29 protein-coding genes and 1 pseudogene are annotated in these 23,325 nt (G+C 64.6%); 19 read left to right on the top strand and 11 right to left on the bottom strand.

Annotation, left to right across the window (positions count from 1 at the left end; translation table 11 throughout):
• The first annotated feature begins 93 nt into the window (after nucleotides 1-93).
• The 3 genes from KDD17_RS06530 to KDD17_RS06520 are packed head-to-tail and all read left to right on the top strand — an operon-like array spanning nucleotide 94 to nucleotide 2,172.
• Entirely contained in the window at nucleotides 94-1,221 is a 1,128-nt protein-coding gene (locus tag KDD17_RS06530) for a bifunctional 2-C-methyl-D-erythritol 4-phosphate cytidylyltransferase/2-C-methyl-D-erythritol 2,4-cyclodiphosphate synthase (RefSeq protein WP_212705809.1), read from the top strand.
• Complete coding sequence (locus tag KDD17_RS06525) at nucleotides 1,218-1,706, top strand: phosphatidylglycerophosphatase A family protein (protein WP_212705808.1); 489 nt, start codon at nucleotides 1,218-1,220, stop codon at nucleotides 1,704-1,706. The genes KDD17_RS06530 and KDD17_RS06525 overlap by 4 nt, the downstream gene beginning before the upstream one ends.
• Nucleotides 1,696-2,172, top strand: a complete 477-nt coding sequence (locus tag KDD17_RS06520; RefSeq protein ID WP_212705807.1) for a CinA family protein — start codon at nucleotides 1,696-1,698, stop codon at nucleotides 2,170-2,172. Before KDD17_RS06525 ends, KDD17_RS06520 begins: the two co-directional genes overlap by 11 nt.
• Here the strand turns inward: KDD17_RS06520 and KDD17_RS18785 are convergent.
• The 3 genes and pseudogenes from KDD17_RS18785 to KDD17_RS06510 form a co-directional block, all read right to left on the bottom strand.
• A complete protein-coding gene (locus KDD17_RS18785; protein ID WP_254796947.1) occupies nucleotides 2,169-2,714 on the bottom strand; it encodes an MmgE/PrpD family protein in 546 nt (181 codons plus the stop codon). The two genes, KDD17_RS06520 and KDD17_RS18785, sit on opposite strands and share 4 nt — an antisense overlap.
• Nucleotides 2,715-2,792: 78 nt before the next feature.
• Nucleotides 2,793-3,364 (bottom strand): annotated as a pseudogene (locus KDD17_RS18780) (MmgE/PrpD family protein); the annotation flags it as partial.
• Nucleotides 3,365-3,451: 87 nt separating this feature from the next.
• Nucleotides 3,452-3,895: a type II toxin-antitoxin system RatA family toxin gene (locus tag KDD17_RS06510; protein ID WP_212705806.1), complete on the bottom strand. Its 444-nt coding sequence runs from the start codon at nucleotides 3,893-3,895 to the stop codon at nucleotides 3,452-3,454.
• A gap of 68 nt (nucleotides 3,896-3,963) precedes the next feature.
• Between KDD17_RS06510 and hpt the strand changes: the two genes are divergently transcribed.
• Together hpt and KDD17_RS06500 are read left to right on the top strand one after the other, a co-directional pair.
• On the top strand, nucleotides 3,964-4,509 hold the full coding sequence (gene hpt / locus KDD17_RS06505) for a hypoxanthine phosphoribosyltransferase (RefSeq protein ID WP_212705805.1): 546 nt from the start codon (nucleotides 3,964-3,966) through the stop codon (nucleotides 4,507-4,509).
• Nucleotides 4,502-4,711 (top strand): hypothetical protein, encoded by a 210-nt coding sequence (locus KDD17_RS06500; RefSeq protein WP_212705804.1) that lies wholly within the window; start codon nucleotides 4,502-4,504, stop codon nucleotides 4,709-4,711. The genes hpt and KDD17_RS06500 overlap by 8 nt, the downstream gene beginning before the upstream one ends.
• Here KDD17_RS06500 and lipA read toward each other — a convergent pair.
• The gene (lipA, locus tag KDD17_RS06495) at nucleotides 4,708-5,661 is read right to left on the bottom strand and encodes a lipoyl synthase (RefSeq protein WP_212705803.1); all 954 of its coding nucleotides are present in this window, start codon (nucleotides 5,659-5,661) and stop codon (nucleotides 4,708-4,710) included. The genes KDD17_RS06500 and lipA overlap by 4 nt on opposite strands.
• 90 nt (nucleotides 5,662-5,751) lie before the next feature.
• Nucleotides 5,752-6,801, bottom strand: coding sequence for a DUF6456 domain-containing protein (locus KDD17_RS06490; RefSeq protein WP_254796914.1), 1,050 nt, complete (start codon nucleotides 6,799-6,801; stop codon nucleotides 5,752-5,754).
• A gap of 241 nt (nucleotides 6,802-7,042) precedes the next feature.
• Between KDD17_RS06490 and KDD17_RS06485 the strand changes: the two genes are divergently transcribed.
• A complete protein-coding gene (locus tag KDD17_RS06485; protein WP_212705802.1) occupies nucleotides 7,043-7,354 on the top strand; it encodes a DUF6477 family protein in 312 nt (103 codons plus the stop codon).
• Here KDD17_RS06485 and KDD17_RS06480 read toward each other — a convergent pair.
• A complete protein-coding gene (locus tag KDD17_RS06480; RefSeq protein ID WP_212705801.1) occupies nucleotides 7,347-8,885 on the bottom strand; it encodes a trimethylamine methyltransferase family protein in 1,539 nt (512 codons plus the stop codon). The two genes, KDD17_RS06485 and KDD17_RS06480, sit on opposite strands and share 8 nt — an antisense overlap.
• 137 nt (nucleotides 8,886-9,022) lie before the next feature.
• Here KDD17_RS06480 and guaA point away from each other — a divergent pair, with 137 nt between their 5' ends.
• From guaA to KDD17_RS06430, 11 genes are all read left to right on the top strand, one after another.
• Nucleotides 9,023-10,585, top strand: a complete 1,563-nt coding sequence (gene guaA, locus KDD17_RS06475; protein ID WP_212705800.1) for a glutamine-hydrolyzing GMP synthase — start codon at nucleotides 9,023-9,025, stop codon at nucleotides 10,583-10,585.
• A complete protein-coding gene (locus KDD17_RS06470; RefSeq protein ID WP_212705799.1) occupies nucleotides 10,576-10,857 on the top strand; it encodes a putative quinol monooxygenase in 282 nt (93 codons plus the stop codon). Before guaA ends, KDD17_RS06470 begins: the two co-directional genes overlap by 10 nt.
• Entirely contained in the window at nucleotides 10,854-11,720 is an 867-nt protein-coding gene (locus tag KDD17_RS06465; RefSeq protein ID WP_212705798.1) for a DMT family transporter, read from the top strand. The genes KDD17_RS06470 and KDD17_RS06465 overlap by 4 nt, the downstream gene beginning before the upstream one ends.
• A gap of 114 nt (nucleotides 11,721-11,834) precedes the next feature.
• Nucleotides 11,835-12,971, top strand: coding sequence for an OmpP1/FadL family transporter (locus KDD17_RS06460; RefSeq protein ID WP_212705797.1), 1,137 nt, complete (start codon nucleotides 11,835-11,837; stop codon nucleotides 12,969-12,971).
• A 56-nt stretch (nucleotides 12,972-13,027) separates the two neighbouring features.
• The gene (locus KDD17_RS06455) at nucleotides 13,028-13,939 is read left to right on the top strand and encodes a DMT family transporter (RefSeq protein WP_212705796.1); all 912 of its coding nucleotides are present in this window, start codon (nucleotides 13,028-13,030) and stop codon (nucleotides 13,937-13,939) included.
• 29 nt (nucleotides 13,940-13,968) lie between these two features.
• Nucleotides 13,969-14,820, top strand: coding sequence for an ATPase (locus tag KDD17_RS06450; protein WP_212705795.1), 852 nt, complete (start codon nucleotides 13,969-13,971; stop codon nucleotides 14,818-14,820).
• 53 nt (nucleotides 14,821-14,873) lie between these two features.
• On the top strand, nucleotides 14,874-15,791 hold the full coding sequence (locus tag KDD17_RS06445) for a homoserine O-succinyltransferase (RefSeq protein ID WP_212705794.1): 918 nt from the start codon (nucleotides 14,874-14,876) through the stop codon (nucleotides 15,789-15,791).
• 1 nt (nucleotide 15,792) lies between these two features.
• Entirely contained in the window at nucleotides 15,793-16,527 is a 735-nt protein-coding gene (locus KDD17_RS06440) for an alpha/beta fold hydrolase (RefSeq protein WP_254796913.1), read from the top strand.
• A complete protein-coding gene (locus KDD17_RS18775) occupies nucleotides 16,524-16,751 on the top strand; it encodes an alpha/beta fold hydrolase (RefSeq protein WP_254796912.1) in 228 nt (75 codons plus the stop codon). Before KDD17_RS06440 ends, KDD17_RS18775 begins: the two co-directional genes overlap by 4 nt.
• A 49-nt stretch (nucleotides 16,752-16,800) precedes the next feature.
• Nucleotides 16,801-17,670 (top strand): polyphosphate kinase 2, encoded by an 870-nt coding sequence (ppk2, locus tag KDD17_RS06435; RefSeq protein WP_212705793.1) that lies wholly within the window; start codon nucleotides 16,801-16,803, stop codon nucleotides 17,668-17,670.
• On the top strand, nucleotides 17,663-18,280 hold the full coding sequence (locus KDD17_RS06430; RefSeq protein ID WP_212705792.1) for a TetR/AcrR family transcriptional regulator: 618 nt from the start codon (nucleotides 17,663-17,665) through the stop codon (nucleotides 18,278-18,280). The genes ppk2 and KDD17_RS06430 overlap by 8 nt, the downstream gene beginning before the upstream one ends.
• Here the strand turns inward: KDD17_RS06430 and KDD17_RS06425 are convergent.
• The 3 genes from KDD17_RS06425 to rplM form a co-directional block, all read right to left on the bottom strand.
• Entirely contained in the window at nucleotides 18,277-19,266 is a 990-nt protein-coding gene (locus tag KDD17_RS06425) for an LLM class flavin-dependent oxidoreductase (protein WP_212705791.1), read from the bottom strand. The two genes, KDD17_RS06430 and KDD17_RS06425, sit on opposite strands and share 4 nt — an antisense overlap.
• Before the next feature lie 99 nt (nucleotides 19,267-19,365).
• Nucleotides 19,366-19,872: a 30S ribosomal protein S9 gene (rpsI, locus tag KDD17_RS06420; protein ID WP_212705790.1), complete on the bottom strand. Its 507-nt coding sequence runs from the start codon at nucleotides 19,870-19,872 to the stop codon at nucleotides 19,366-19,368.
• A 2-nt stretch (nucleotides 19,873-19,874) separates the two neighbouring features.
• On the bottom strand, nucleotides 19,875-20,336 hold the full coding sequence (gene rplM, locus KDD17_RS06415; protein ID WP_212705789.1) for a 50S ribosomal protein L13: 462 nt from the start codon (nucleotides 20,334-20,336) through the stop codon (nucleotides 19,875-19,877).
• 196 nt (nucleotides 20,337-20,532) lie between these two features.
• Here rplM and KDD17_RS06410 point away from each other — a divergent pair, with 196 nt between their 5' ends.
• Both KDD17_RS06410 and KDD17_RS06405 read left to right on the top strand, forming a co-directional pair.
• Nucleotides 20,533-20,847, top strand: a complete 315-nt coding sequence (locus KDD17_RS06410) for a hypothetical protein (protein ID WP_212705788.1) — start codon at nucleotides 20,533-20,535, stop codon at nucleotides 20,845-20,847.
• The gene (locus KDD17_RS06405; RefSeq protein ID WP_212705787.1) at nucleotides 20,844-21,872 is read left to right on the top strand and encodes a TFIIB-type zinc ribbon-containing protein; all 1,029 of its coding nucleotides are present in this window, start codon (nucleotides 20,844-20,846) and stop codon (nucleotides 21,870-21,872) included. Before KDD17_RS06410 ends, KDD17_RS06405 begins: the two co-directional genes overlap by 4 nt.
• On the opposite strand, the gene KDD17_RS06400 is transcribed toward KDD17_RS06405, so the two are convergent.
• Together KDD17_RS06400 and KDD17_RS18770 are read right to left on the bottom strand one after the other, a co-directional pair.
• Nucleotides 21,869-22,915 (bottom strand): aminotransferase class I/II-fold pyridoxal phosphate-dependent enzyme, encoded by a 1,047-nt coding sequence (locus KDD17_RS06400; protein WP_254796911.1) that lies wholly within the window; start codon nucleotides 22,913-22,915, stop codon nucleotides 21,869-21,871. The two genes, KDD17_RS06405 and KDD17_RS06400, sit on opposite strands and share 4 nt — an antisense overlap.
• Nucleotides 22,912-23,280, bottom strand: coding sequence for a GntR family transcriptional regulator (locus KDD17_RS18770; protein WP_254796910.1), 369 nt, complete (start codon nucleotides 23,278-23,280; stop codon nucleotides 22,912-22,914). Before KDD17_RS18770 ends, KDD17_RS06400 begins: the two co-directional genes overlap by 4 nt.
• Nucleotides 23,281-23,325: the final 45 nt, after the last annotated feature.

Genomic DNA, 23,325 nt, shown 5'->3' with positions numbered 1-23,325 from the left:
TAATTTTTGGGCGGTGCGCAGCGGCGGCGGGTTTGCGTGCCCGCCCTGCATTGCCTAATGCTGCACGAGGCACGGAACGCAAAGGAGACCGCCATGACAGTCACGGCGCTGATCGTCGCCGCCGGACGCGGCACGCGCGCGGGCGGTGCGCTGCCAAAACAGTGGCAACCGCTCGCCGGGCGGCGGGTGATCGATCACACGATCGAGGCGTTCGCGCGCCACCCCGGCGTGGGCGCGATCGTCGTGGTGCTGCACGCGCAGGATATGGCCGAGGCCCCCGCGCTTGAGGCACGCGGGATCACCGTCGTTGCCGGCGGGGCTGAGCGGTCGGACAGCGTGCGCGCGGGGCTCGCCGCCTGCACCGGCACACGGGTGCTGATCCACGATGCGGCGCGCTGCTGCGTGCAGGCGGTGGTGATCGACGGGGTTTTGTCAGCGCTCGACACGCACGCGGGTGCGGCGCCGGGTCTGCCGGTGACCGACGCGCTCTGGCACGGTGCCCAGGGGGCTGTGACCGGCACTCAGGCCCGAGACGGGCTTTTTGCGGCGCAGACGCCGCAGGGGTTCGATCTCGTCGCGATTCGTGCGGCCCACGATGCCTACACCGGCCCCGCCGCCGATGATGTGGCCGTGGCGCGTGCCTATGGGATCGACGTTGCCATTACCCCCGGCAGCGCCGATAACCTGAAAATCACCGGCCCGGATGATTTCGCCCGCGCCGCGCGCATATTGGAGAGCACGATGGACATCCGCACCGGCAACGGCTTTGACGTACACGCCTTCGGGCCGGGCGATCGCGTGATGCTCTGCGGGGTCGCGATCCCGCATGATCGGGGCCTCAAGGGGCATTCGGACGCGGACGTGGGCCTGCATACGATCACCGATGCGATCTACGGCGCGCTCTGCGCGGGCGACATCGGCACCCATTTCCCGCCCTCCGATCCGCAGTGGAAAGGCGCCGAGAGCCATATCTTCCTGACGCACGCGGCAGAGATGGCCCGCGATCAGGGATACACCCTCACCCATGTCGATTGCACCCTCATCTGCGAGGCGCCAAAGGTCGGACCCCACGCCGCAGCCATGCGCGCCGAGGTGGCCCGCATCAGCGGGATCGAGATTGAGCGGGTGTCGGTCAAGGCCACCACGTCAGAACGGTTGGGCTTTACCGGCCGGGGCGAAGGCATCGCCTGCATGGCCACCGCAACGCTGGTGAAGCCATGACGCTCGCGCGGCTGATCGGCACGGTGCTGGGCGCGGGTTACATCCGTCCGGCGCCGGGCACCTGGGGCTCGCTGGTGGCGTTGCCCTGGGCGTGGCTGCTGCATGTGATCGGCGGGTTTCCCCTGCTGGCGCTGGGGATCGTGGCTGCTTTCCTCAAGGGGTGGTGGGCCACGTCGAAAATGACGGCGGGAAGTGACGATCACGATCCGTCGGAAATCGTCGTGGACGAGCTGGTCGGCCAATGGATCGCCCTGCTGCCGCTGTCGATTGCAAGCTGGCGCATGGGGATCGACATCACCGTGATGTGGCCGGGTTGGATCGCTGCCTTTGCGCTGTTTCGCCTCTTCGACATCTGGAAACCCGGTCCCATCGGCTGGGCCGACCGGCGCGGCGACGCGTTGGGCGTGATGCTGGACGATGTGATCGCCGGTGTATTCGCCGCCATTGGCGTGGTTGTGCTGGCGGGGGCGTATCATGCGCTCTGACATCCTTGCCCTCGCCCGCGCGCGGGGCGTGATGATCGCCACGGCGGAAAGCTGCACCGCAGGCATGGTCGCCGCCGCGCTGACCGATCTGCCCGGCAGCTCCGCGATTTTCGACCGTGGTTTTGTGACCTACACCAATGCGGCCAAGATCGAGATGCTGGGCGTGGACCCCGCAACGCTCGACGCGCATGGTGCTGTGTCCGAGCCTGTCGCCTCTGAGATGGCGGCGGGGGCGCTGGCCCGTTCCCAGGCGCAGATCGCCGTGTCGCTCAGCGGGATCGCGGGGCCCGGCGGGTCGGAGCATAAGCCCGAGGGGCGCGTGTGCTTTGCCCTCGCAGGCCCGGACGGGGTGCACACGCAAACGGTGGAATTCGGCGCCTTGGGCCGCGACGTTGTGCGCGCAGCGGCGCGCGATCACGCGTTGGGGATGATCCTTGACGCGCTACGCGCCCTGTCCGCGCCCTAGAAGGTCGCCGTCACGGCCTCCAGATCCTGGCCGATGACCGCCTGCCAGAGAGGCGCCGCGCGATCTTCACTCAGCAGCGCGTCGACCTTGGCGCGCAGTTTCAGGCTGCGCGCCTCAAGGGTGATCGGCGCCATCAGATCGTGGCGCAGCCGGCGCACCTCGCCGGATTTGAGGGTCAGCGTCACCTGCGCCTGCGTCTCCGTCAGGCTTTCATCCTCCATCACCTCGACGATGTCGCGCAGCGCGCGCACCTGTGGATCCCGCGTCATTGCATCGTTGAAATTCTCGATCCGCCCGGTCGCGTGGCCAAGGATCGCCATCGCCGCAACCTGCGCATAGCTGAACTTTGCCTCAAGCCCCGTCTTGGGATCCGCGATGTTGCACACGCTCATCCAACGCGGATGCGTGCGGATGCGGATCGAGGCGAGCCTTTCGGGATCGACCTGCGCCCCGCTCAGCGCCTCAAGCGTGGCGTGCAGCCCGTGGCAGCAGGCGTGGTATTTGTGGCTGATCGTGCTGATGTGCCACGACTTTTTCGACATCTTCACATCGTCGCTTGCCCCGTGGTGCGTCGCGCCAAAGCCGAGCGGCCCCTCAAGCCCTTCGGTCGCCGCCGTCATGCCCGCCTGCGCCCACAGCGCCGCCTCGACCCCCGTGCGCGCGGCAAGGCCCGCGTTGAGCGGTTTGGCCATCGTGCCGAATTGTGCTTTCACCCCCGATGCCATAGAGGCGCACAGCCCCAGCGCGTGCCGCGTCTGCCCCTTGTCAAGATCCAGCAGCCGCGCGCAGGCCAGCGTGGCGCCGAAGGCCCCCGCTGTCGCGGTTTGGTGATACCCCACCTGATAGTGATCCCGCCCCAGCCACAGCCCCACGAGGATCGACGCCTCGACCCCACGGTGGCCGCATCAATCGCGTCCGCCAGCGGCGTGTCGAGCGTTTGCGCCAGCGCAACCACGGCCGGCAGCACCGCCACCGACGGATGCCCGATATGCGCAAAATGCGTGTCGTCGTAATCGAGCGCGTGGCTCAGCGTCCCGTTGAGCAAGGCAGCGACAGCCGCCCCCGCCTCGCCCCCGCCAAAGACCCCTGCCGGCCCGTCCTCGACCATTTGCGCGCGCTTGAAGGGCAAGAACTCCACCTCCCGCGCGCCCGCGATCCCGCAGGCGGCCCAGTCAAACAGCGACAGCCGCATCATCGCGGCGGCCTCTTCGGGCACATCGGTGCCCGCGAATTTGATCAGTTGAGATGTGATGCCCATGGCCTGCCCCCTCTTTGGGGCTTAGCCATAAAGCGCCTGCGCGCGCTTCTCAAACGCTTTGACAACGCGCTGCATCGCCTCGTTGAACACCACCCCGATGATGCGCTGCAAAATTGCGTTCTTGAATTCGAAATCGACAAAGAAATCGACCTCGCAGCCGCCGTCGACATCGCGGAACTTCCAGGTCGAGACCATTTTTTTGAACGGCCCGTCAAGGTATTCGGTATCGATATGCTTCGTCTCGTCCCACAGCTTTACCCGGCTGGTGAACCGCTCGCGAAAAACCTTGAACGAAATCACCAGATCGGCGTCCATCACCCGGTGGTCGCCCACGACCTCGTCGCGTTTGATGCGCGCGGCGGCGGTCCATGGCAGGAATTCGGGATAGCGCCCCACATCGGCCACAAGGTCGTACATCTGCTGCGCGGTATAGGGCAGCGTTCGGGTCTCTGAATGGGTGGGCATTGATTTCCTGCGCTCGTGTCGGTAGCGCTGTATCAAAGGGCACCGCCCCGCACAATCAAGAGGTGAGCATGCCCGCGCGTCCTTATGTCATAGACGAGATGATATCGGCCAAATCCATCGCCGCGCGCATCGAAGAGATGTGCCGCGAGATCCAGACCGAATTTGCGGACACCGACAAGCTGGTGGTGGTGGGCCTCTTGCGCGGCAGTTTCGTGTTCATCGCCGATCTGGTGCGCGAATTGGACCTGCCCATCGAGGTCGATTTTCTGGAGGCGTCAAGCTACGGCGACGGCATGGAGTCCTCGCGCGAGGTGCGCATTCTCAAGGACTTGCGCGGCGGCATTGAAGGGCGCGATGTGCTGCTGGTCGAGGACATCGTCGATACCGGATACACCCTGCACCACGTCACCGGCATGCTGCGCGCGCGCGGGCCCGCGCGGCTGAAAACCGTGGCGCTGCTGGACAAGCCCACCCGGCGCGAGGTCGATCTGCGCGCCGATCACACCGGCTTCGAGATACCGGATGAATTTGTCGTGGGATACGGCATCGATTTTGCGCAGCGCAACCGCAACCTGCCGTTCATCGGGAAAGTACGGTTCACCGACGGTGCTTGATCCGCGCTGGCTGTTGCGCGCGTCGCTGTGGGTGCGCAATCCCCCGTCGCTGAAGCGGGTGATCCTCGTTTTTGCCACCATCGCGCTGGCGCTGGCGATCATCGGCGTTGAAAAGCTGGGATTTTGGCCCGACTGGGCGCAAGCCGACCGCGTGCCGCGGGGGATCGGGGGCGTGACCCCGATTGATCCCAAAGGCGATTAGGCAATCCCGAGCTTTGCGTTGCGCGCATCGCGCAGGCGCGCGAAATCATCGCCCGCGTGATAGCTCGACCGTGTCAACGGCGTGGCCGACACCATCAGGAACCCCTTGCCATAGGCTGCCTTTTCGTAAGCCGCGAATTCATCGGGATGCACAAAGCGGTCGACGGCGTGGTGTTTCGGTGTGGGTTGCAGATACTGTCCGATGGTCAGGAAATCGATGTCGGCGGCGCGCATGTCTTCCATGACCTGAATGACCGCCTGACGGTCCTCGCCCAGCCCCACCATGATACCGGATTTGGTGAACATCGAGGGATCAAGCTCTTTGACCCGCTGCAACAGGCGCAGCGAGTGGAAGTACCGCGCGCCGGGGCGAACTTCGGGGTAGAGCCCCGGCACAGTCTCAAGGTTGTGGTTGAAAACATCGGGGCGCGCTTCGACGACCTTTTCCAGCGCCTCGGGCGCGCAGCGGATGAAATCGGGCGTGAGGATCTCGATCGTGGTGCCCGGCGCGCGGTGGCGCACGGCGCGGATGGTCTGGGCAAAATGCTCCGCCCCGCCGTCCTCGACATCATCGCGGTCGACAGAGGTGATGACCACATGGTTCAGCCCCAGCTTGGCCACCGCATCGGCCACCCGCCCCGGTTCAAACGCGTCGAGCGCTTCGGGTGGCTTGCCCGTCGCGATGTTGCAAAAGGTGCAGGCGCGGGTGCACACCTCCCCCATGATCATCATCGTGGCGTGACCCTGGCTCCAGCATTCGCCGACGTTGGGGCATCCTGCCTCTTCGCAGACGGTCACCAGCTTGTTGTCGCGCATGATCTTGGCGGTCTCGGTGTACCCTTTTCCGCCCGGTGCCTTCACCCGGATCCAGTCCGGTTTTTTTGGCTGTGGGTTGTCCGGACGCCGCGCTTTTTCGGGGTGGCGCTGTTCGGGGATTTTCAGATCGCGCATGGGAGACCTCTCGTGGCTACACCTGTCGTATGTAGCATGTCGCGCGCGCGGCGAAACCCCGGTGTGCCGCATTGCCGCCCTGCGCGTGGCTCAACCGATCATCGCGGAGGAGGCGCCGATGGTCGTGGCATAATACCGCTCCAGCCGGGTCAACGCGATGCGCAGCACGATTTTGCCCGACCGCGCCGACCAGCCAAGGCGCTTTTCAGCGCTTTCCAGCCCTTCCAGAAAGCAACAACAGCGCAGCGCAACCTCGGACAGCCCCGGCCCCAGATCCTGCAGCGCTTGGATCACCCGCGCCTCGGCGCGACCGGCGGGCGTGCCGGCCTCGGGGCGGTTGGGCAAAAGCGTCACGTCAAGCGTGGTCTGAAATGCCTCCAGCACCGATTTCAGGCGCGGACCCAGACGGGCAAGCTCAAAATCCTCACGCAGCTGTTCGGCGGCGCGGACCTGTGCGTCACTCAGAAATTGCTGCCCGTCCTTGTCCCGGCGCCGCGCCAGCGCGCTGACGGGGCTTTCCTGCGCCGAATAGCGAATGCGCCCGATGCCGGGCCGTTGCGCGGTCTCGACAGGGCCTGCGGTCTGATCCGCATCGACGGTTGCGGAGAGTTCGGCGCAAGCGTTGCGCCCTGCGGGCGTAATCGTGTAGCGCGTGATGCGGCCGGGATTATCCGAGGTGATCCAGCCTTTCAGCGCCAACGCCTCGGCCACGGAACGGTCGACGACGCCGGTGCGCGCACTTTCGCCGCCTGGCAGCACCCGCAGGATCACCGCCTTGTCCATCTCCGCCGCCACTGCCAGCACCGCGCCGCGTTCGCACAGCTTGCCGAGCAGGCGAAACCCTTCGGCCCAGGCGATGGGGTCTTCGCCCTCTGCGGGCGCGGTCCCTTCGGCGGGGTTGCGCAGGCCCAATGTGGTCAGCATCCCGTCCACCAGCGGGTCATCGCGCAACGTCTCGATCCGGCGGATCTGCCGCAGGATCGTCGAGGCATGACACCCCTGGTGCCGGGCCAGTGCCCGAATCGGAATCCCCATTTCGGTATGGCCAAGGTAGTTCTGGATTGGCTGCGGCACCCATTCCGGCATCGCTTCCTGAAATCCCTTGAGCTCTGACGTCTTTGTTTTGTGTTTGTGCTGCATACTGCCTTGGACCCGAAGTCTGCTAAAGGTACTGCCCTGTCCGGCATACTACCTATGAGAGAATAAGTTACTCATTCGTTAAAATCAGCGACTACGGGCAGGATTGTTGAAAAAAGATAAACAATCTTGAAAGCGGCGCACGGTGCGGCGGCTTTCCGCGCAACACGCGGAAAACTCGTGGAATAAAGGACGCTCACCAACGCCGCAGCGGCGTCATGGAGCCACGACAAGGAGCGTTCCGATGCAAGATATCCACACTATTCTCGCAACACTGCACCGTCCCCGCCTGCTGATGCGCGCCGCGCGCATTGGCGCACGCGACTACCGGCGCCGGGCGCATCTGGGGCGGTTGCTGGGCTATGGAATGGTACCGCGGCACGGGGCCGCGCTGATGCGGCTCATTGATATGGAGGCTGAGCTGGAAAGCCAGCGCATCGATTCGGATGCGGCCTATAACCTCGTGCGTCACGTCGATACGCTGATCGCCATTGTGGCCGAGGCGCGGCTGCTGCGCGCGGCCAATGACGGCGCGCAGCTGCGGGTCGCTACATAAAGCTGTCGGGCTCGGCGGCCTTGCGCTCGGCAACGAAGGCGTCAAGCGCCTCCGCGATTGCCGGATCGAGCGCAGGCTGCTGGTAGTCGCCCAACATCTTTTCGATGCGCGCGGCGGCGAGGGTTTGCGTATCGCGCGCGCCCTCGTCCTCCCACGTCTCGAAGGGTTTGTAATCCAGAAGGTCGGATTTCCAGAACGCTTCCTTGAAATTTGCCTGCGTATGGGCGCAGCCCAGGAAATGCCCGCCGGGGCCCACTTCGCGGATGGCATCCATGGCTTGCGCGTTCTCGTCCACGGCCACGCCGCGGGCGAAATGATGCAACGCGCCGAGCTGATCTGCGTCCATCACGAATTTCTCGAAAGACGATACCAGACCGCCTTCCAGCCAGCCGCAGGCGTGCAGCATGAAGTTCACACCCGCCAGAAGCCCCATGTTCAGGCTGTTCGCCGTCTCGTAGGCTGCCTGCGCATCGGGCAGTTTCGATCCGCAGAACGATCCGGCGGAGCGGTAAGGCAGCTTCAGACGCCGCGCGAGTTGCCCCATGCCATAGGTGATGTGGCTGGCCTCGGGCGTGCCGAAGGTGGGCGCGCCCGAGTTCATGTCGATCGAGGTGACAAAGGCGCCCAGAATGACCGGCGCGCCGGGTTTGCACAGCTGACTGTAGGCGATGCCCGCCAATCCCTCGGCCAGTACCTGCGTCAGCGTGCCCGCGACTGAAACGGGCGCCATCGCGCCACCGACGACGAAGGGCGAGACGATACAGGCCTGGTTGTTCTGCGCGTAGACCTCAAGCGCGCCCATCATCACGTCGTCAAACGTCATCGGGGAATTGATGTTGATGAGCGACGTCATCACCGTGTTCTGCTGCACGAAATCCTTGCCAAAGAGGATCCCGGCCATATCCACCGAATCCTGTGCGCGGCTTGGCTCGGTCACCGACCCCATGAATGGCTTGTCGCTCAGCGTCATATGGGCGTGCAGCATGTCGAGGTGGCGCTTGTTGACGGCCACATCCGTGGGCTCGCACACGGTGCCGCCCGAATGGTGCAGCCACTTTGACATGTAGCCCAGTTTCACGAACTTGCGGAAATCGGCCATTGTGGCATAGCGGCGCCCTCCCGCCGCATCGCGCACGAAAGGCGGGCCGTAGACCGGGGCCAGCACCAGATTGTTGCCGCCGATCTCGACGTTGCGCGCGGTGTTGCGCGCGTGCTGCGTAAAGGTTGCGGGTGCGGTTTCGCACAGCTTGCGCGCGAGGCCACGCGGGATACGCACCCGGTCACCCTGCACGTCCGCGCCAGCATCGCGCCAACGCTGCAAGGCGGGCGGGTTGTCGGGGAAATTCACGCCCACCTCTTCGAGGATCGTCTCGGCGTTGGTCTCGATGATCTGGAGTGCCTCTTCGGTGAGCACTTCGAAGTTGGGGATGTTGCGCTCGATAAACCGTGCGGTCTCAAACGATACCGCGCTGCGGGCTGCGCGCCGTGCTGCCCCGCCGCCGCCTCGGGCGCGCCGTGTTGTCTCGACCATTGTATATCCCCTCACTGATTTGCTGCCCGTCTGTAGCGTCTCGCACGTCCCGCGCCCGCCGTGATTGCGGCGGGCGCGGGATAAAAACGACATCTCACGCACTTGCCAGCCCGCGCGGGCGGGCATACTCAGGGGCCATGACACAGACCTCCCATGACCGCCTCCTCATCATTGATTTCGGCAGCCAGGTGACGCAGCTGATCGCGCGCCGCCTGCGTGAGCTGAATGTCTACTGCGAAATCCACCCCTTCCAGACCGTAACCGAAGCCTTTCTGGCGGATTTCGCGCCCAAGGCGGTGATCCTGTCGGGCGGCCCTGCCTCGGTCATCGACGACGGATCGCCCCGCCCGCCGCAGGCGGTATTCGATCTGGGCGTGCCTGTGCTGGGCATCTGCTATGGCCAGCAGGTGATGATGCACATGCTGGGCGGCAAGGTGGAAACCGGCGTCGGTACCAAGGAATTCGGCCGCGCCTACGTCACCCCCACGGACAAGCAGACCGAACTGCTGGAGGGATGGTTCCTGACCGAGCGCGAGCAGGTCTGGATGAGCCACGGCGATCACGTCAGCGCCATCGCCCCCGGTTTTGAGGTCTACGGCACCTCGCCCCACGCGCCTTTCGCCATCACCGCCGACACCGCGCGCCGCTTCTACGCCGTGCAATTCCACCCCGAAGTGCACCACACGCCGAACGGGGCAAAGTTTTACGAAAACTTTGTGCGTCTCGCGGGTTTCGACGGCGATTGGACCATGGGCGCCTACCGCGAAGAGGCCGTGGGCCGCATCCGCGAAGAGGTCGGCGACAAACGTGTGATCTGCGGCCTGTCCGGCGGCGTCGACAGCTCGGTCACCGCGGCCCTCATCCACGAGGCTATCGGAGATCAGCTGACCTGTGTGTTCGTCGACCACGGCCTGCTGCGCAAGAACGAAGCCGACGAGGTCGTGACCATGTTCCGCGACCACATGAACCTGCATGTGATCCACGCCGACGAGGTTGATCTGTTTCTGGGCGAACTTGAGGGCCAATCCGACCCCGAGACCAAGCGCAAGATCATCGGGCGGCTCTTCATCGACGTGTTCCAGAAATACGCCAAGGACATCGAGGGGGCCGAATTCCTCGCCCAGGGTACGCTTTACCCAGATGTCATCGAATCGGTCAGCTTTTCGGGTGGCCCTTCGGTGACGATCAAGAGCCACCACAACGTCGGTGGCCTGCCCGAAAAGATGGGTCTGAAACTGGTCGAACCGCTGCGCGAGCTGTTCAAGGACGAGGTCCGCGCGCTGGGGCGCGAGCTGGGCCTGCCCGCGTCGTTTATCGGGCGCCACCCCTTCCCCGGTCCGGGGCTTGCCATCCGCTGCCCCGGTGAGATCACCCGCGAAAAGCTTGATATCCTGCGCGAGGCCGACGCGGTCTACATCGACCAGATCCGCAAACACGGGCTTTATGACGAAATCTGGCAGGCGTTCTGCGCGATCCTGCCGGTGCGCACCGTGGGCGTCATGGGCGACGGGCGCACCTATGATTTCGCCTGCGCGCTGCGGGCGGTCACAAGCGTGGACGGCATGACCGCCGACTACTACCCGTTCAGCCACGAATTTCTGGGCGAGACGGCGACGCGCATCATCAACGAAGTGCCGGGCATCAACCGCGTCACCTATGACATCACTTCAAAACCTCCGGGCACCATCGAATGGGAATAGTCACCCTGAACGGCACGCTTACCTGCACGACCGGGGAAGAGGCCGCGCGGGTGCGCGCGGCCCTGTCTGAGCACATCCGCCTGACGCGGGCCGAGCCGGGCTGCATCAGCTTTGAGGTCACCGCAACCGACGATCCGATGGTCTGGACTGTGGCCGAGCAATTCGACAGCCCAGCAGCCTTTGAGGCACATCAGAGCCGCGCCGCCGCCTCCGACTGGGCACGCGAGACCGCAGGCATCGCGCGGGACTATACGATCACCGGGATGCCATGAACGTCCTGCTGAAAGCCGCGATATGGATGCTGGGCGCGATTGCCGCGTTTTCCTTCATGGCCGTGGCGGGGCGTGAGCTGGCGGGCGACTACGACACGTTTGAGATCATGTTCTACCGCAGTGTCGTGGGCGCGATTGTCGTCGTCTCGATCATCGCGGCGCAACACCGCTGGGCCGAGATCCGCTTTGACCAGTTCCGCCAGCATTTCGTGCGCAACGTCTTTCATTTCACCGGGCAAAACCTGTGGTTCTACGCCGTCGCCGTGATCCCGCTGGCGCAGGTATTCGCGCTTGAGTTCACCTCGCCCCTCTGGGTCGCCGTGCTGGCGCCGCTGATCCTGGGTGAGCGGATGACGCGAATGCGCGGCTTTGCCGCCGTCCTGGGCTTTATCGGTATCCTCATCGTCGCGCGCCCGAGCGTCGAGACATTCGAGATCGGCCTTGCCGTGGCCGCCGCCGCTGCACTCTTCTTTGCGCTGACAAATATGCTTACCAAACGGCTCACGCGCGACAATACCATCGCGTCGATCCTGTTTTTCCTTACCACGATCCAGCTGGTGTTTGGCCTGATAATGTCCGGCTACGACGGTGAAATCGCCCTGCCGACGCTTGAGGCGTTGCCGTTCCTGATCCTTGTGGGGTTCGCCGGGTTGCTTGCGCATTTCTGCCTGACCAATGCGCTGGCCATCGCGCCGGCCACGGTCGTCGTGCCGCTGGATTTCGCGCGCCTGCCGGTGATCGCCATCGTGGCAATGATCCTCTACAGCGAGCCGCTGGATATCTGGGTCTTTGTCGGTGCGGGCGTCATCTTTGCCGCCAACTATGCCAACATCTGGAACGAGACACGCAAACGCACGGCCTGACACGTTGACGTGAGTTGCCGTCTGGTCAGCATTGATTTGCGCCTCGCGTCGCGCCCTTATCGCGCGGCAGGCCGCCCGCGCACGGGCCCGCCTGCCGAATTTGGGAGGATTCGCATGAAAATTATTACCGCCGCGACCGGCGTCATCATCATGTCCACGCTGGGCGCGCAGGCCGGCGGGCTTGACCGGTCGGGTCAGGACATCGACATCATCTTCGAGACCGACAACAGGCTCGAGCTGAGCTTTGGCACCACGCGCCCCTCGATCGACGGGACCGAGAACGGATCGACCGGCACCGCCGCGCGCATCAACAACGTCGGCGACGGGTTCAATCTGGGCAGCGGCGCGCTGCGCTACAACATCACCGATCAGATCGCCGTGGCGGTTGTGGTCGATGAACCCTACGGGACCGACATCGCCTACGGCGGCAATCCAGCTGCCTCGGCGCTTGGCGGCACGTCGGCGACGGTCGACAGCTTTGCGATCACCGCGATCGGGCGCTATAAATTCGACGACCGTTTCAGCGTGCACGGCGGTATCCGCTACCAGGAGATCGAGGCTGACGTGACCCTTGGCGGGTTGGGCTTTGGCGGTCTGAACGGCTATCGCGGCAGCTTTGCCTCTGACGGGGCCGTCGGCTATCTGGTTGGTGCGGCCTATGAAATCCCCGATATCGCACTGCGTGTGGCGCTGACCTACAACTCCGAAATCACCCACGACCTACGTACCACCGAAACCATCGGCGGCGTGCCCGTCGCACCTGCGAGCGTGACCGAAATCACCGCCCCCGAAAGCCTCAACCTCAGCTTTCAGAGCGGTATTGCCGAGGGCACGCTCGTCTTTGGATCGGTCCGCTACGCACGCTACGCCGATACACGCGTCTCGCCCGCGTTCTTTGACAGCGCCGTCAATCCCGGCAGCAGCGGCGACAGCTTGACTGACATCGAGGACAGTGTTGACCTCGAGATCGGCATCGGGCGGCAGTTCACCGATCGCTTCGCGGGCTCGATCTCGATCGGGTACAGCGCCACGGACAGCGACGATCTGACCTCTCCGCTGGCGCCGGTCAACGGCTCGCGCAATGTTTCGATCGGGGGCAGCTACAAGCTGACCCAGGATGTGACGCTCAGCGGTGGCGTGCGCTACACCTCCTTCGGGGATGCGCGCCCGGCCACATCGGGCGCAGCGCGCGCGGATTTTGACAGCAACTCCGCCGTCTCCGCCGGGTTCAAGATCGCCTACAGCTTTTAAACTCATCCCGCAGCTTCCGGGTCGCCCCGGAGGCTGCACGCTGCTAGAGCGGTGGCATGATCACCGAACGCAGCATATCCTCGAAGGCCTGGCTTCTGCTGCTAGCGCTCGGCGCCATCTGGGGCGCGTCATTCCTGTCGATCCGCATCGCCCTTGACGAGGTGCCACCGCTCACCTCGGTGGCGCATCGGGTCGGATGGGCCACGGTGCTATTGTGGATCGTCGTGATTGTGCGCCGCCTGCCCCTGCCGCGCGGGCGCGCCATCTGGATCGGCTTCCTTGGCATGGGCATCCTCAACAACGTCATTCCCTTTTCGCTGATGGCCTGGGGACAGCTGCACATCCCGTCGGGCCTCACATCGATCTTCAACGCCGCCACGGCGATCTTTGGCGTGCTGATCGCCGCCCTGCTGCTGAGCGACGAAAGGCTGAGCGCGCGCAAGGCGTTCGGCGTCACGCTCGGCTTTGCCGGAGTGGCGGTAGCCATCGGGCTGGAGAACCTGCGCAATTTCGACATCACTTCACTGGCGCAGCTCGCGGTGATCGGGGGGACGATCAGCTATGCCTTTGCCGGGGTCTGGGCGCGCAAACGACTGGGCGGTCTGCCTCCCTTGGTCGCCGCGGCGGGCATGCTCAGCACCTCGACCCTCATCATGATCCCATTGGCGTGGAGCCTCGACGGCCCGATCCGGCTGGATCTTGCGCCGCGCACGATGCTTGCCATCGGGTATTATTCCCTGATCGCCACCGCGCTGGCCTATATGATCTATTACCGTGTGCTGGCGCTGGCGGGCAGCGGTAACCTGATGTTGGTCACCCTGCTGATCCCGCCCGTGGCCATCACCCTTGGCGCGCTGGTGCTGGACGAGACACTTTCGCCCAACGCCTACGGCGGCTTTGCCCTGCTCGCACTGGGGCTGGTGGTGATCGACGGGCGGCTGATTGACCGGCTGCGCGTGCGGCGCTAGTCAGGGAAGCAACGCAGAAAGGCCCCCCGATGCTTTATCCAGATGCCGCCAGCTGGCGCGCCGCACCGCGCAAATCCGTGCTGTTCTTTGGCATGTCGGGTCTGGGCAAGACCCATATCTCGAAGCTGTTGGTACAGGGCGGCGATTGGTTCCACTATTCGATCGATTACCGCATCGGCACCGCCGGCATGCACCGCCACATCAAGGACAACCTGATCGCCCACGCCATGCGCGAGCCGTTTCTGGCGCAGATGCTGCGCGCGGACGCGATGTATCTCGATCCCATTGTGCACGACCACGATCTGACCGCGGTGTCTGCCTATCTGGGCAAACCGGGGTGCGGCGGCCTGCCAATCGACGAATACCGCCGCCGACAAACGCAGTTTCGCGAGGCTGAGATTGCGGCCCTGACGGATACGCCCCAGTTCATCGACCGCGCGCACGACCTCTACGGCTACCCGCATTTCATCTGCGACACCGGTGGGTCGATCTGCGAATGGATCAACCCAGACGACCGCGATGATCCGCTGATGACCAAGCTCGCCGCGCATTGCCTGCCGATCTGGATCAAGGGCAGCGAGGCCCACGCGCAAGAGCTGATCCGCCGCTTTGACCGCGCGCCCAAGCCGATGGCCTACCAGCCTGCCTTCCTTGAACGGGTCTGGTCGCAATACCTAAGCGAAAACAACGTGCAAGAGGGCGAGGTTGATCCAGATACCTTCATTCGCTGGACCTACGCGCAGGCGCTCGCCCACCGTCAGCCCCGCTATGCGGCGATGGCGCGCTTTGGTGTCACCGTCACGGCCGAAGAGGTGCACGCCGTCACCGACAGCGCCGCGTTCGAGGCGCTCATCGCCGCCAAGCTCGACACGCAAGCGTGACTTGAGACTGCCGGAGCGCCTCCCTATCTAAGCCGTCCCAAAGGACCGGACCCATGCCAATCAAGATCCCCTCAGACCTTCCCGCCTACGATGTGCTCACCCGTGAGGGTGTGCGCGTCATGGACCCAGACGAGGCCGCGCGTCAGGACATCCGCCCGCTGCGCATCGCGCTGCTGAACCTGATGCCCAAGAAGATCCAGACGGAAAACCAGTTCGCCCGGCTGATCGGGGCGACGCCGCTGCAGATCGACTTCACGTTGCTGCGCATGTCCGACCACCAGACCCGCAACACAGCCGCCGCGCATATGGAGAGCTTTTATCGCCCTGTCTCAGAGGTCTGGGACGAGAAATTCGACGGGCTCATCATCACCGGCGCGCCGATTGAGCATCTCGATTTTGACGCGGTGGATTATTACGCCGAGCTCAAGCGCGTGATGGACTGGACGCAGACCAACGTGCAATCCACCCTCGGCGTGTGCTGGGGCGGCATGGCGATGATCAATCATTTTCACGGCATCGCCAAACACATGCTGGACGCCAAGGCATTCGGCTGTTTCCGCCACCGTAACCTTGTGCCCGCCTCACCGTATCTCAACGGGTTTTCCGATGATTGCGTGATCCCCGTCTCCCGCTGGACCGAGATCCGTCAGGCCGAAGTGGACGCGCGGGCGGGCCTCACGACCCTTCTGGGCAGTGACGAGGTCGGCCCCGCGCTGATCGAAGATCCCGCGCACCGCGCGCTTTATATCTTCAACCACTTTGAATACGATCGCGACACGCTAAAACAGGAATACGACCGCGACATCGCTGCGGGCACGCCGATCAACGTGCCCGTGAACTATTACACAAACGACGATCCGGCCCTTCCGCCCGTGAACCGCTGGCGCAGCCACGCGCATCTGCTGTACGGCAACTGGATCCAGGAAATCTATCAGTCGACGCCCTATGATATCCAGAAAATCGGTCACTAGTTTGTTGGTTCTGCTTGCCCTGATCGCTCTGCTGATCGCTGTCGTGCACTGGCGTGCCAGCGCGCGCGAGGCGCAGGCCGCGCGGGAGTATCCGCCGCAGGGGCGGATCATCGACGTGGACGGCGTGCCGGTGCACGTGCTGACCCAAGGGGACGGGCCCGATCTGGTGCTGATCCACGGCGCCTCGGGCAACGTGCGCGACTGGACCTTTGATTTTGTCGACCGCCTGTCACAAAGCTACCGCGTGGTGATGATCGACCGGCCCGGCCTGGGCTGGACGGGTCGGCTCCCCGGCAAGCAAGGCGCGTGGAACGCCCGCGCCGAAAGCCCGGCCGAGCAGGCGCAGCTGTTGCAGCGCGCCACCGACATCATTGGTGTCGAAAACCCCATCGTGGTGGGCCATTCGTTTGGCGGCGCCGTCGCCATGGCCTGGGCGCTCGCGCGTCCCGATGAGACGGCCGGCGTTGTGATGCTCGCCGCCGTGTCGAACCCTTGGCCGGGCGATCTGGGCTGGAACTATACCGTGGTCGGCTCCGGCTGGGGGGCGGGATCGTGGTGCCGCTGGCCTCCGCCTTTGTACCGCAAAGCTATGTCGACAGCTCGATCGAGAGCATATTTGCCCCGCAGCCCGCACCCGAGGGGTATGCCACCCACGTCGGTGCCGCGCTGGTGCTGCGCCGCGAAAGCTTGCGCGCCAATGCGCAGCAGGTCAACGGCCTCTACCCGCATATCGTGAAGATGGTCAAACGCTACCCCGATCTGACCATGCCGTTCGAGATCGTGCACGGCGATGCCGACACCATCGTGCCGCTGACCGTGCACTCGGAGCCGCTGTCGAAACAGGTGCCGGGCGCCAATCTCACCGTGCTTGAGGGGATCGGCCACATGCCGCACCACGTAGCCCCCGAGGAATCGGTCGCTGCGATCGACCGTGTCGCGGCCCGTGCGGGTTTGCGTTAATCCGATTAACATCGCATAGTCCCCGCCAGTGGTTTGAATAGGTGTGACAATGTCCCTGCCCTTTGACGGCGCGATCAGCGCGTTCTTTGAAAATGACGCCCCCGAGGACGTGCGCACCGCCGTCGCCTCCGCCGAAAAGGGCGTGATGCTGTCGGACAGCTACCCGCATGAAAAACGCCTCAGCCGCAAGAAATACGACGCCGCCATGGACGCGCTGCAGATCGAGCTGGTCAAATGGCAGGCCTGGACGCGCGAGACGGGCACCCGCGTCGCCATGGTGTTCGAGGGGCGCGATGCCGCCGGAAAGGGAGGCACCATCGGGCGGTTCCGGATGAACCTCAACCCGCGCGCGGCACGGGTGGTGGCGCTCTCCAAACCCTCGGACACCGAGCGCACGCAATGGTATTTCCAACGCTACATCAGCCACTTGCCCGCCGCGGGTGAAGTGGTTTTCTTTGATCGCAGCTGGTACAATCGCGGTGTGGTCGAGCCGGTATTCGGCTTTTGCACCCCCGACCAGAACGCACGGTTCTTTGCCCAAGTCCAACCGTTCGAGCAGATGCTTGTCGAGGACGGCATCCACCTTTTCAAATTCTGGCTCAACGTGGGACGGGCCGAACAACTTTCCCGAATGCTCAAACGCGAGAGCGATCCGCTCAAACAATGGAAGCTCAGCGGGATCGACGTGAAGGGGCTGCACCTGTGGAACGAATACTCGGCGGCCATTCAGGACACGCTCGCGCGGTCGCACACGGCCCATGCGCCCTGGACGGTTGTGCGCTCTGACGACAAGCGCCGCGCGCGGCTCAACGCAATCCGCACCGTGCTGCACAGCTTTGACTACGACCGCAAGGATGCGGACGCCATCGGCGAGATCGATCGCAGCATCTGCGCGGGCCCCGACATCTGGAATGCCTAAACGCGGCTATCATCACGGCAATCTGCGTCAGGCGTTGGTCGATGCCGCCCTCGCGCTGATCGAGCAGAAGGGCCCGACGGGGTTCACGCTCAGTCAGGCCGCGAAAGAGGCCGGCGTCACCCCGGCGGCCGTCTACCGTCACTACGACGGGCGCGATGATCTGATCGCCGAGGCGGCGCTGCAAGGCTACGAGATGTTTGGCGAGTTGATGGAGCATGCCTATCAAACTGGCCAACCCTCCGCGCTGGCGGCGTTCGAGGCGACGGGCCGCGCCTATCTGGCCTTCGCGCGCAAATACCCCGGCCACTACATCGCGATGTTCGAAAGCGGTCTGTCAATCAACCGCACGCCTGAACTGGCCGTCGCCGCGGGCCGCGCCAACGGGGTGCTGGAAAAAGCCGCCGGCGATCTGAGCCAGCACATCCCTGCCGAAAAACGTCCCCCCGCCGCGATGTTTTCGGCGCATATCTGGGCGATGAGCCACGGGGTGGTCGAGCTGTTCGCGCGCAACTCGCCGGGGCGCGCCTCGCCGTTCCCGCCCGAGGATCTGCTGGAATCGGGTATCGGGATCTACCTGCGCGGGCTGGGTCTGATCCCGCCGGACGATTAGGCGGCGGCGGGCAGCGCGTGCAACGCTTGCGCGGCAATCTCGAACGAGCGTTTGCGCGCGGCGTGGTCGTGGATCTGGCCGGTGAGGATCACCTCATCGGGCCGGTGTTGATGCACCAGCGCCGCGATCTGATCGCGCACCGTTTGCGGTGATCCCGTGGCTGAGATCCGCAGGGCGCCATCGACGGCCGCGCGCATGCCCGCCCCAATCGCCGCGTCGATATCCGCGACGGGGCGCGGCAGCTTGCCGGGCGTACCACTGCGCAGCCGCGCGAACGCCTGCTGCATCGAGGTCCGCAAATATGCCCCTTCGGCATCGGTGTCGGCGGCAAAGACGTTGATTGCCAACATGAAATGCGGCTGCGCCAACTGCTCGGACGGTTTGAAATCACGGCGGTAGAGATACGCGGCATCCTCCAGCGCGTCGGGCGCAAAATGTGAGGCAAAGGCGTAGGGCAACCCCAGATGCGCGGCCAGCTGCGCGCCGTAGAGCGAGGATCCGAGGATCCACAAAGGCACATGCGTCCCCTGCCCAGGATGGGCCTGAACGGCCCCAGTTTCATCGCCCAGATAGCCCTGCAACTCCATGACATCCTGAGGAAAACTGTCCTGCCCCGCGCGACTGCGGCGCAGCGCCTGCCAGACGTGCCCGTCGCCGCCGGGCGCGCGGCCCAGTCCAAGGTCGATCCGGTCGGGGTAGAGTGTGGCGAGCGTGCCGAACTGCTCCGCAATCGTCAGCGGCGCGTGGTTGGGCAACATGATGCCGCCCGCGCCGACGCGGATGTGGCGCGTCTGCCCCGCGACATGGCCCAACAGCACCGAGGTCGCCGCCGAGGCGATGCCCGGCATATTGTGATGCTCGGCCATCCAGTAGCGATGATAGCCCAAGGATTCGGCGTGCTGCGCCAGATCGACGGAATTGCGCATCGCCTGCGCGGCGTTGGCGCCCTCGGGCACCGGGCAAAGATCGAGTACGGAGTATTTCATTGGATTAAGCTAATCCCGACGGCGCGCGCTTTCCAGTGCGCCCATGAAAAAAGCCGCCCCCCTGCGGGAGCGGCCTTTTCCGAACTCGGGTAATAACGCTTAACGCTTGGAGAACTGGAAGCTCTTACGCGCTTTGGCTTTACCGTATTTCTTACGCTCGACGACACGGCTGTCGCGGGTCAGGAAGCCTGCCGCTTTCAGCGCGCCGCGCATCGCGGGATCGTACAGCTGCAGCGCCTTGGAGACACCGTGCTTGACCGCGCCGGCCTGACCGGACAGACCGCCGCCCTTGACCGTGGCGTAGACGTCGAACTGACCTTCCGTGCCCGTGATGGTGAAGGGCTGTGCCAGGATCATCTGCAGCACGGGGCGGGCAAAATATTCGTTCTGCGGCTTGCCGTTCACGACGACCTTGCCCGAACCGGGCTTGATCCAGACGCGGGCGACCGCATCCTTCCGCTTGCCGGTGGCATAGGAACGGCCCAGCTCGTCGCGCTGGGGCTCACGGGCGATCAGTGTCTCGTCGGCGGACGAGCCCTGCACGCCACCGACGTTTTCTGTCACGACGTCCTTGAGATCGTCGAGGGATTTGATTTCGTCAGCCATGCTCATGCACTCCGCGTGTTTTTCTTGTTCATGGACTTCACGTCCAGAACTTCGGGGCTTTGCGCCTCGTGGGGGTGATCGCCACCGGCGTAGACACGCAGGTTGGTCATGATCTGGCGGCTCAGGCGGTTGCCGGGCAGCATGCGCTTGACCGCTTGGGTGACGACGCGCTCGGGGTGCTTGCCCTCAAGAATGTCGGCTTTGGTGCGCTGCTTGATGCCGCCGGGGTGGCCGGTGTGCCAGTAGAAGTTTTCTTCACGCTTCTTGCCGGTCATTTGCACTTTTTCGGCGTTGATCACGATGACGTTGTCGCCGCAATCCATGTGAGGGGTGAAGGAGGGCTTGTGCTTGCCCCGCAGACGTGTGGCAACGATCGACGCAAGGCGGCCCAGCACGACGCCTTCGGCGTCAATGATGATCCATTTCTTGTCGATGTCTGCCGGTGTTGCAGAAAAGGTTTTCATGGACGGTATTCCCGTATTCGTTTGGACGGGGAAATCCCCCGATGTGATGGAGGCGTTATATAGATGGCGCAGGTCGGGTCAAGCGGCACAAGTTGCGAAATACATATGCAAAACAGGTGCTTGCAAATAAGGTATTTATTTACCCCATCACCATTCCCTCTTTTACCCGGCCCGGATCGCGGTTTATGCTGTCGGGATGGAAACCCTCGCCGCTCCCACGCTTGCCACGCTTGTGCTATTTACCCTGTCGACGGCTATCGGAATGATCCCCGTGGTCAAGGCGATCCGCGTGCGCGAGGCGCGTCACGAGCTGCGCGTGGGCTCCGCTAGCCGCATCCGCGGCATCGCGGGTTGGGCGATCATTGCGTTCTGGCTCATGGGCACGTGGTTTTTTGCCACCATCATCGGCGACTGGGCCGTGACCGGCGATCTCGACGGGGCGGTTGAGCGGTCATGGCTGCGCCTGCAGATCCTGTTGGAAATTGCCGCTGCGCTGGGGGAGTCGGATTGAGCGCCGCCGATCCGCTCAAATGCCCCAGTTGCGCGGGGCAATGCGGCTACAGCCCCGGCGCGGGCGGGCTGCGCTGCACCAGCTGCGGCACGGTGCACGACATCACTGAGCCGCCCGGCGCCAACCCCGCCGCAGAGCACCCCCACGATGGCGCCAGCGACGACGTGCCCGCCCCGCACCAGACCGATGCCTACCAGTGCCGCAGCTGCGGCGGCGAGGTGATCTTTGCCGGTGCCGCCCTGTCAGAGCGCTGCCCCTATTGCGACGGCCCGGTCGTGCGCGCGCTCGTCGATGTGGGATACGAGACGATGGCGCTGATCCCCTTTCGTATAGAAGAGGCAGAGGCCCAGCAGCAGGCGCAGACATGGGCGGGCAATCGCGTGGCGGCCCCGCGCGATCTCGCGGCTACCGTGGCGCAGGCGCGTGTGGCGGGGCTCTACGCGCCGTTCTGGACCTTTGATAGCGACGAGGCCGTCAGTTACTGGGCCAAATACACCACCGGATCTGGCGACAATCGCCGCACGCACCGCACGTCGGGGCAGATGGGCATCCGGTTTGACGATCTCTTGATGCCCGCCTCGCCCCATGTGACGCCGCTCATCCGCGACGGGATCCTGCATGATTTCCGCCCGTCGGATCTGCGCAGCTACGCGCCCGGCTACCTCGCGGGATTTGCCGCAGAGCGGCACCACCAAAGTGTGGCGCAAGGGTTGATCGCCAACGCGCCCGACAAGAAGATCCTGATCAAGAACCGGATCCGCGCGCGCATCAACAAACGCGGCGTGCATGCCATCACCTACAACACCGACACCACCGGCATCCACTACCGGCGCATTCTACTGCCGGTCTGGATCCTGCACTACACCTACAAGGGCCGCGCGATGAAGGTGGTTGTATCCGGCATCGACGGGCGCACCTTTGGCGAGCGGCCGTTTTCCTACATCAAACTTGCGCTCTATTCCGCGCTGCTGTCGGCGGCGGCAATCGCGACTGGACTGGCCTGGGGATCGGCAGCGGTCTTTTAGACGCCGATTTCTTCCGACGGATTGTCGAGCAGATTGCGCAACCGCTCCATCGCGGCCTCGAAACTGCGCAGGCTGACGCCCGCATTGACGGCCATGCGCACGGCATGGGGCACCTGCGCGTCGCGAATCGCGAATTCCTCCGCTGCGCGCACCCGCACGCCCTGCGCCTCCGCCGCGCGACAAAACGCGCTGGCGCGCCAGCCTGCGGGCAGGTGCAGCCACATGAACGGCACATCAGGGCGCCAGCGCAGGTCGTGTCCTCCAAGGATGTTGACCGCCGCCTTCACGTATTGCTCCACGCCCGCGCGGCTGCGCGCCATGATCGCGTCGAGATCGGGGTGCACCAGCAGCTTGGCCGCAAGATCGGTGATCGGGGTGGCAAGGCCGAAATACCCGTGCTCCGCCGCACGGTGCAGCGCGCTGGCCTGCGCCTTGGGGCCGATGACGCAGCCCAGCCGCAGCGCGGGCGTGATCGATTTCGACAGGGAGGTGACGTAGAAACTGCGCTCGGGCGCGAGTTGGCGGTATCCCGGCGCCTCCGCCCGGCCCATACGGTAACAATCATCCTCGAGAATGCTCAGATCGTGCTGGCGTGCGATGGCGGCAATCTGCTGCCGCCGGGCGAGCGGGGTAAAGCCGCAGGTCGGGCTGTGGACCTCTGGCGAGGTGCAGATCACCTGCGCCTCCGGGTGGCGCGCGATGGCCCCGCGCAGCGCGTCGGGATCAAGCCCGTCCGCGTCCATCGCCACCGGCACCACATCGGCGCGCAACGCTTCCGCCGCGCGGCGGAAACCGGGATACGACAGCTCCTCGACCAGGATAACGGGGCGCCGCCCGCGCAGGACCGTCTGATACACCAGCATGATCCCGTTCTGGCCACCGTGCGACAGCACGACCTCGTTTTGATCCACGGCCCCCAGCGGCGTGCCGCGCAGCCAGTGCAACATCGCCTCGCGCGCGGCACGGGCCCCGGCGCGCGAGGGGTAGTGCATGACCCCCGATGGCGGATCCTGTGCCACGTCCGCCAGCAGTGTGCGGATCAACCGCGCCTGCCCGCCATTGGGCAGATGCGGCGAGAACAGGTTGACCGTATCCGTATCCCCCCCGTCAGATGCACGACAGCATCCTCCTCGATGAGGTTGAGCGGCCGTTCGCGCCGCGCTGGGCCCGCAACAAACGTGCCGCGCCCGACCTCTGCGTTCAACACCCCCTCGTCCGTCAGCACCGTGTAGGCGCGCGCGACCGTGCCCGGCGTCATGCCCAGACGCCAGCCCAGATCGCGCACCGGTGGCAGTTTGTCGCCGGGTTTCAGCGCCCCTTTCCCGATGCCCTCGCGGATCGCCTGAACGACGCCGCGGTACTTTGGCTTGACCTCAGGGTCGAGCGCCGGCTGCCAAATTGTATCCATTACAATATTTCCGTAGATCAGCGTGTGATTGCATTGTACCAATAT

It is taken from the genome of Sulfitobacter albidus, assembly GCF_018200035.1.
Classification (GTDB): domain Bacteria; phylum Pseudomonadota; class Alphaproteobacteria; order Rhodobacterales; family Rhodobacteraceae; genus Sulfitobacter; species Sulfitobacter albidus.
The sequence above is the reverse complement of the archived record's forward strand: the minus strand, read 5'-3'. Positions and strand labels throughout refer to the sequence as shown.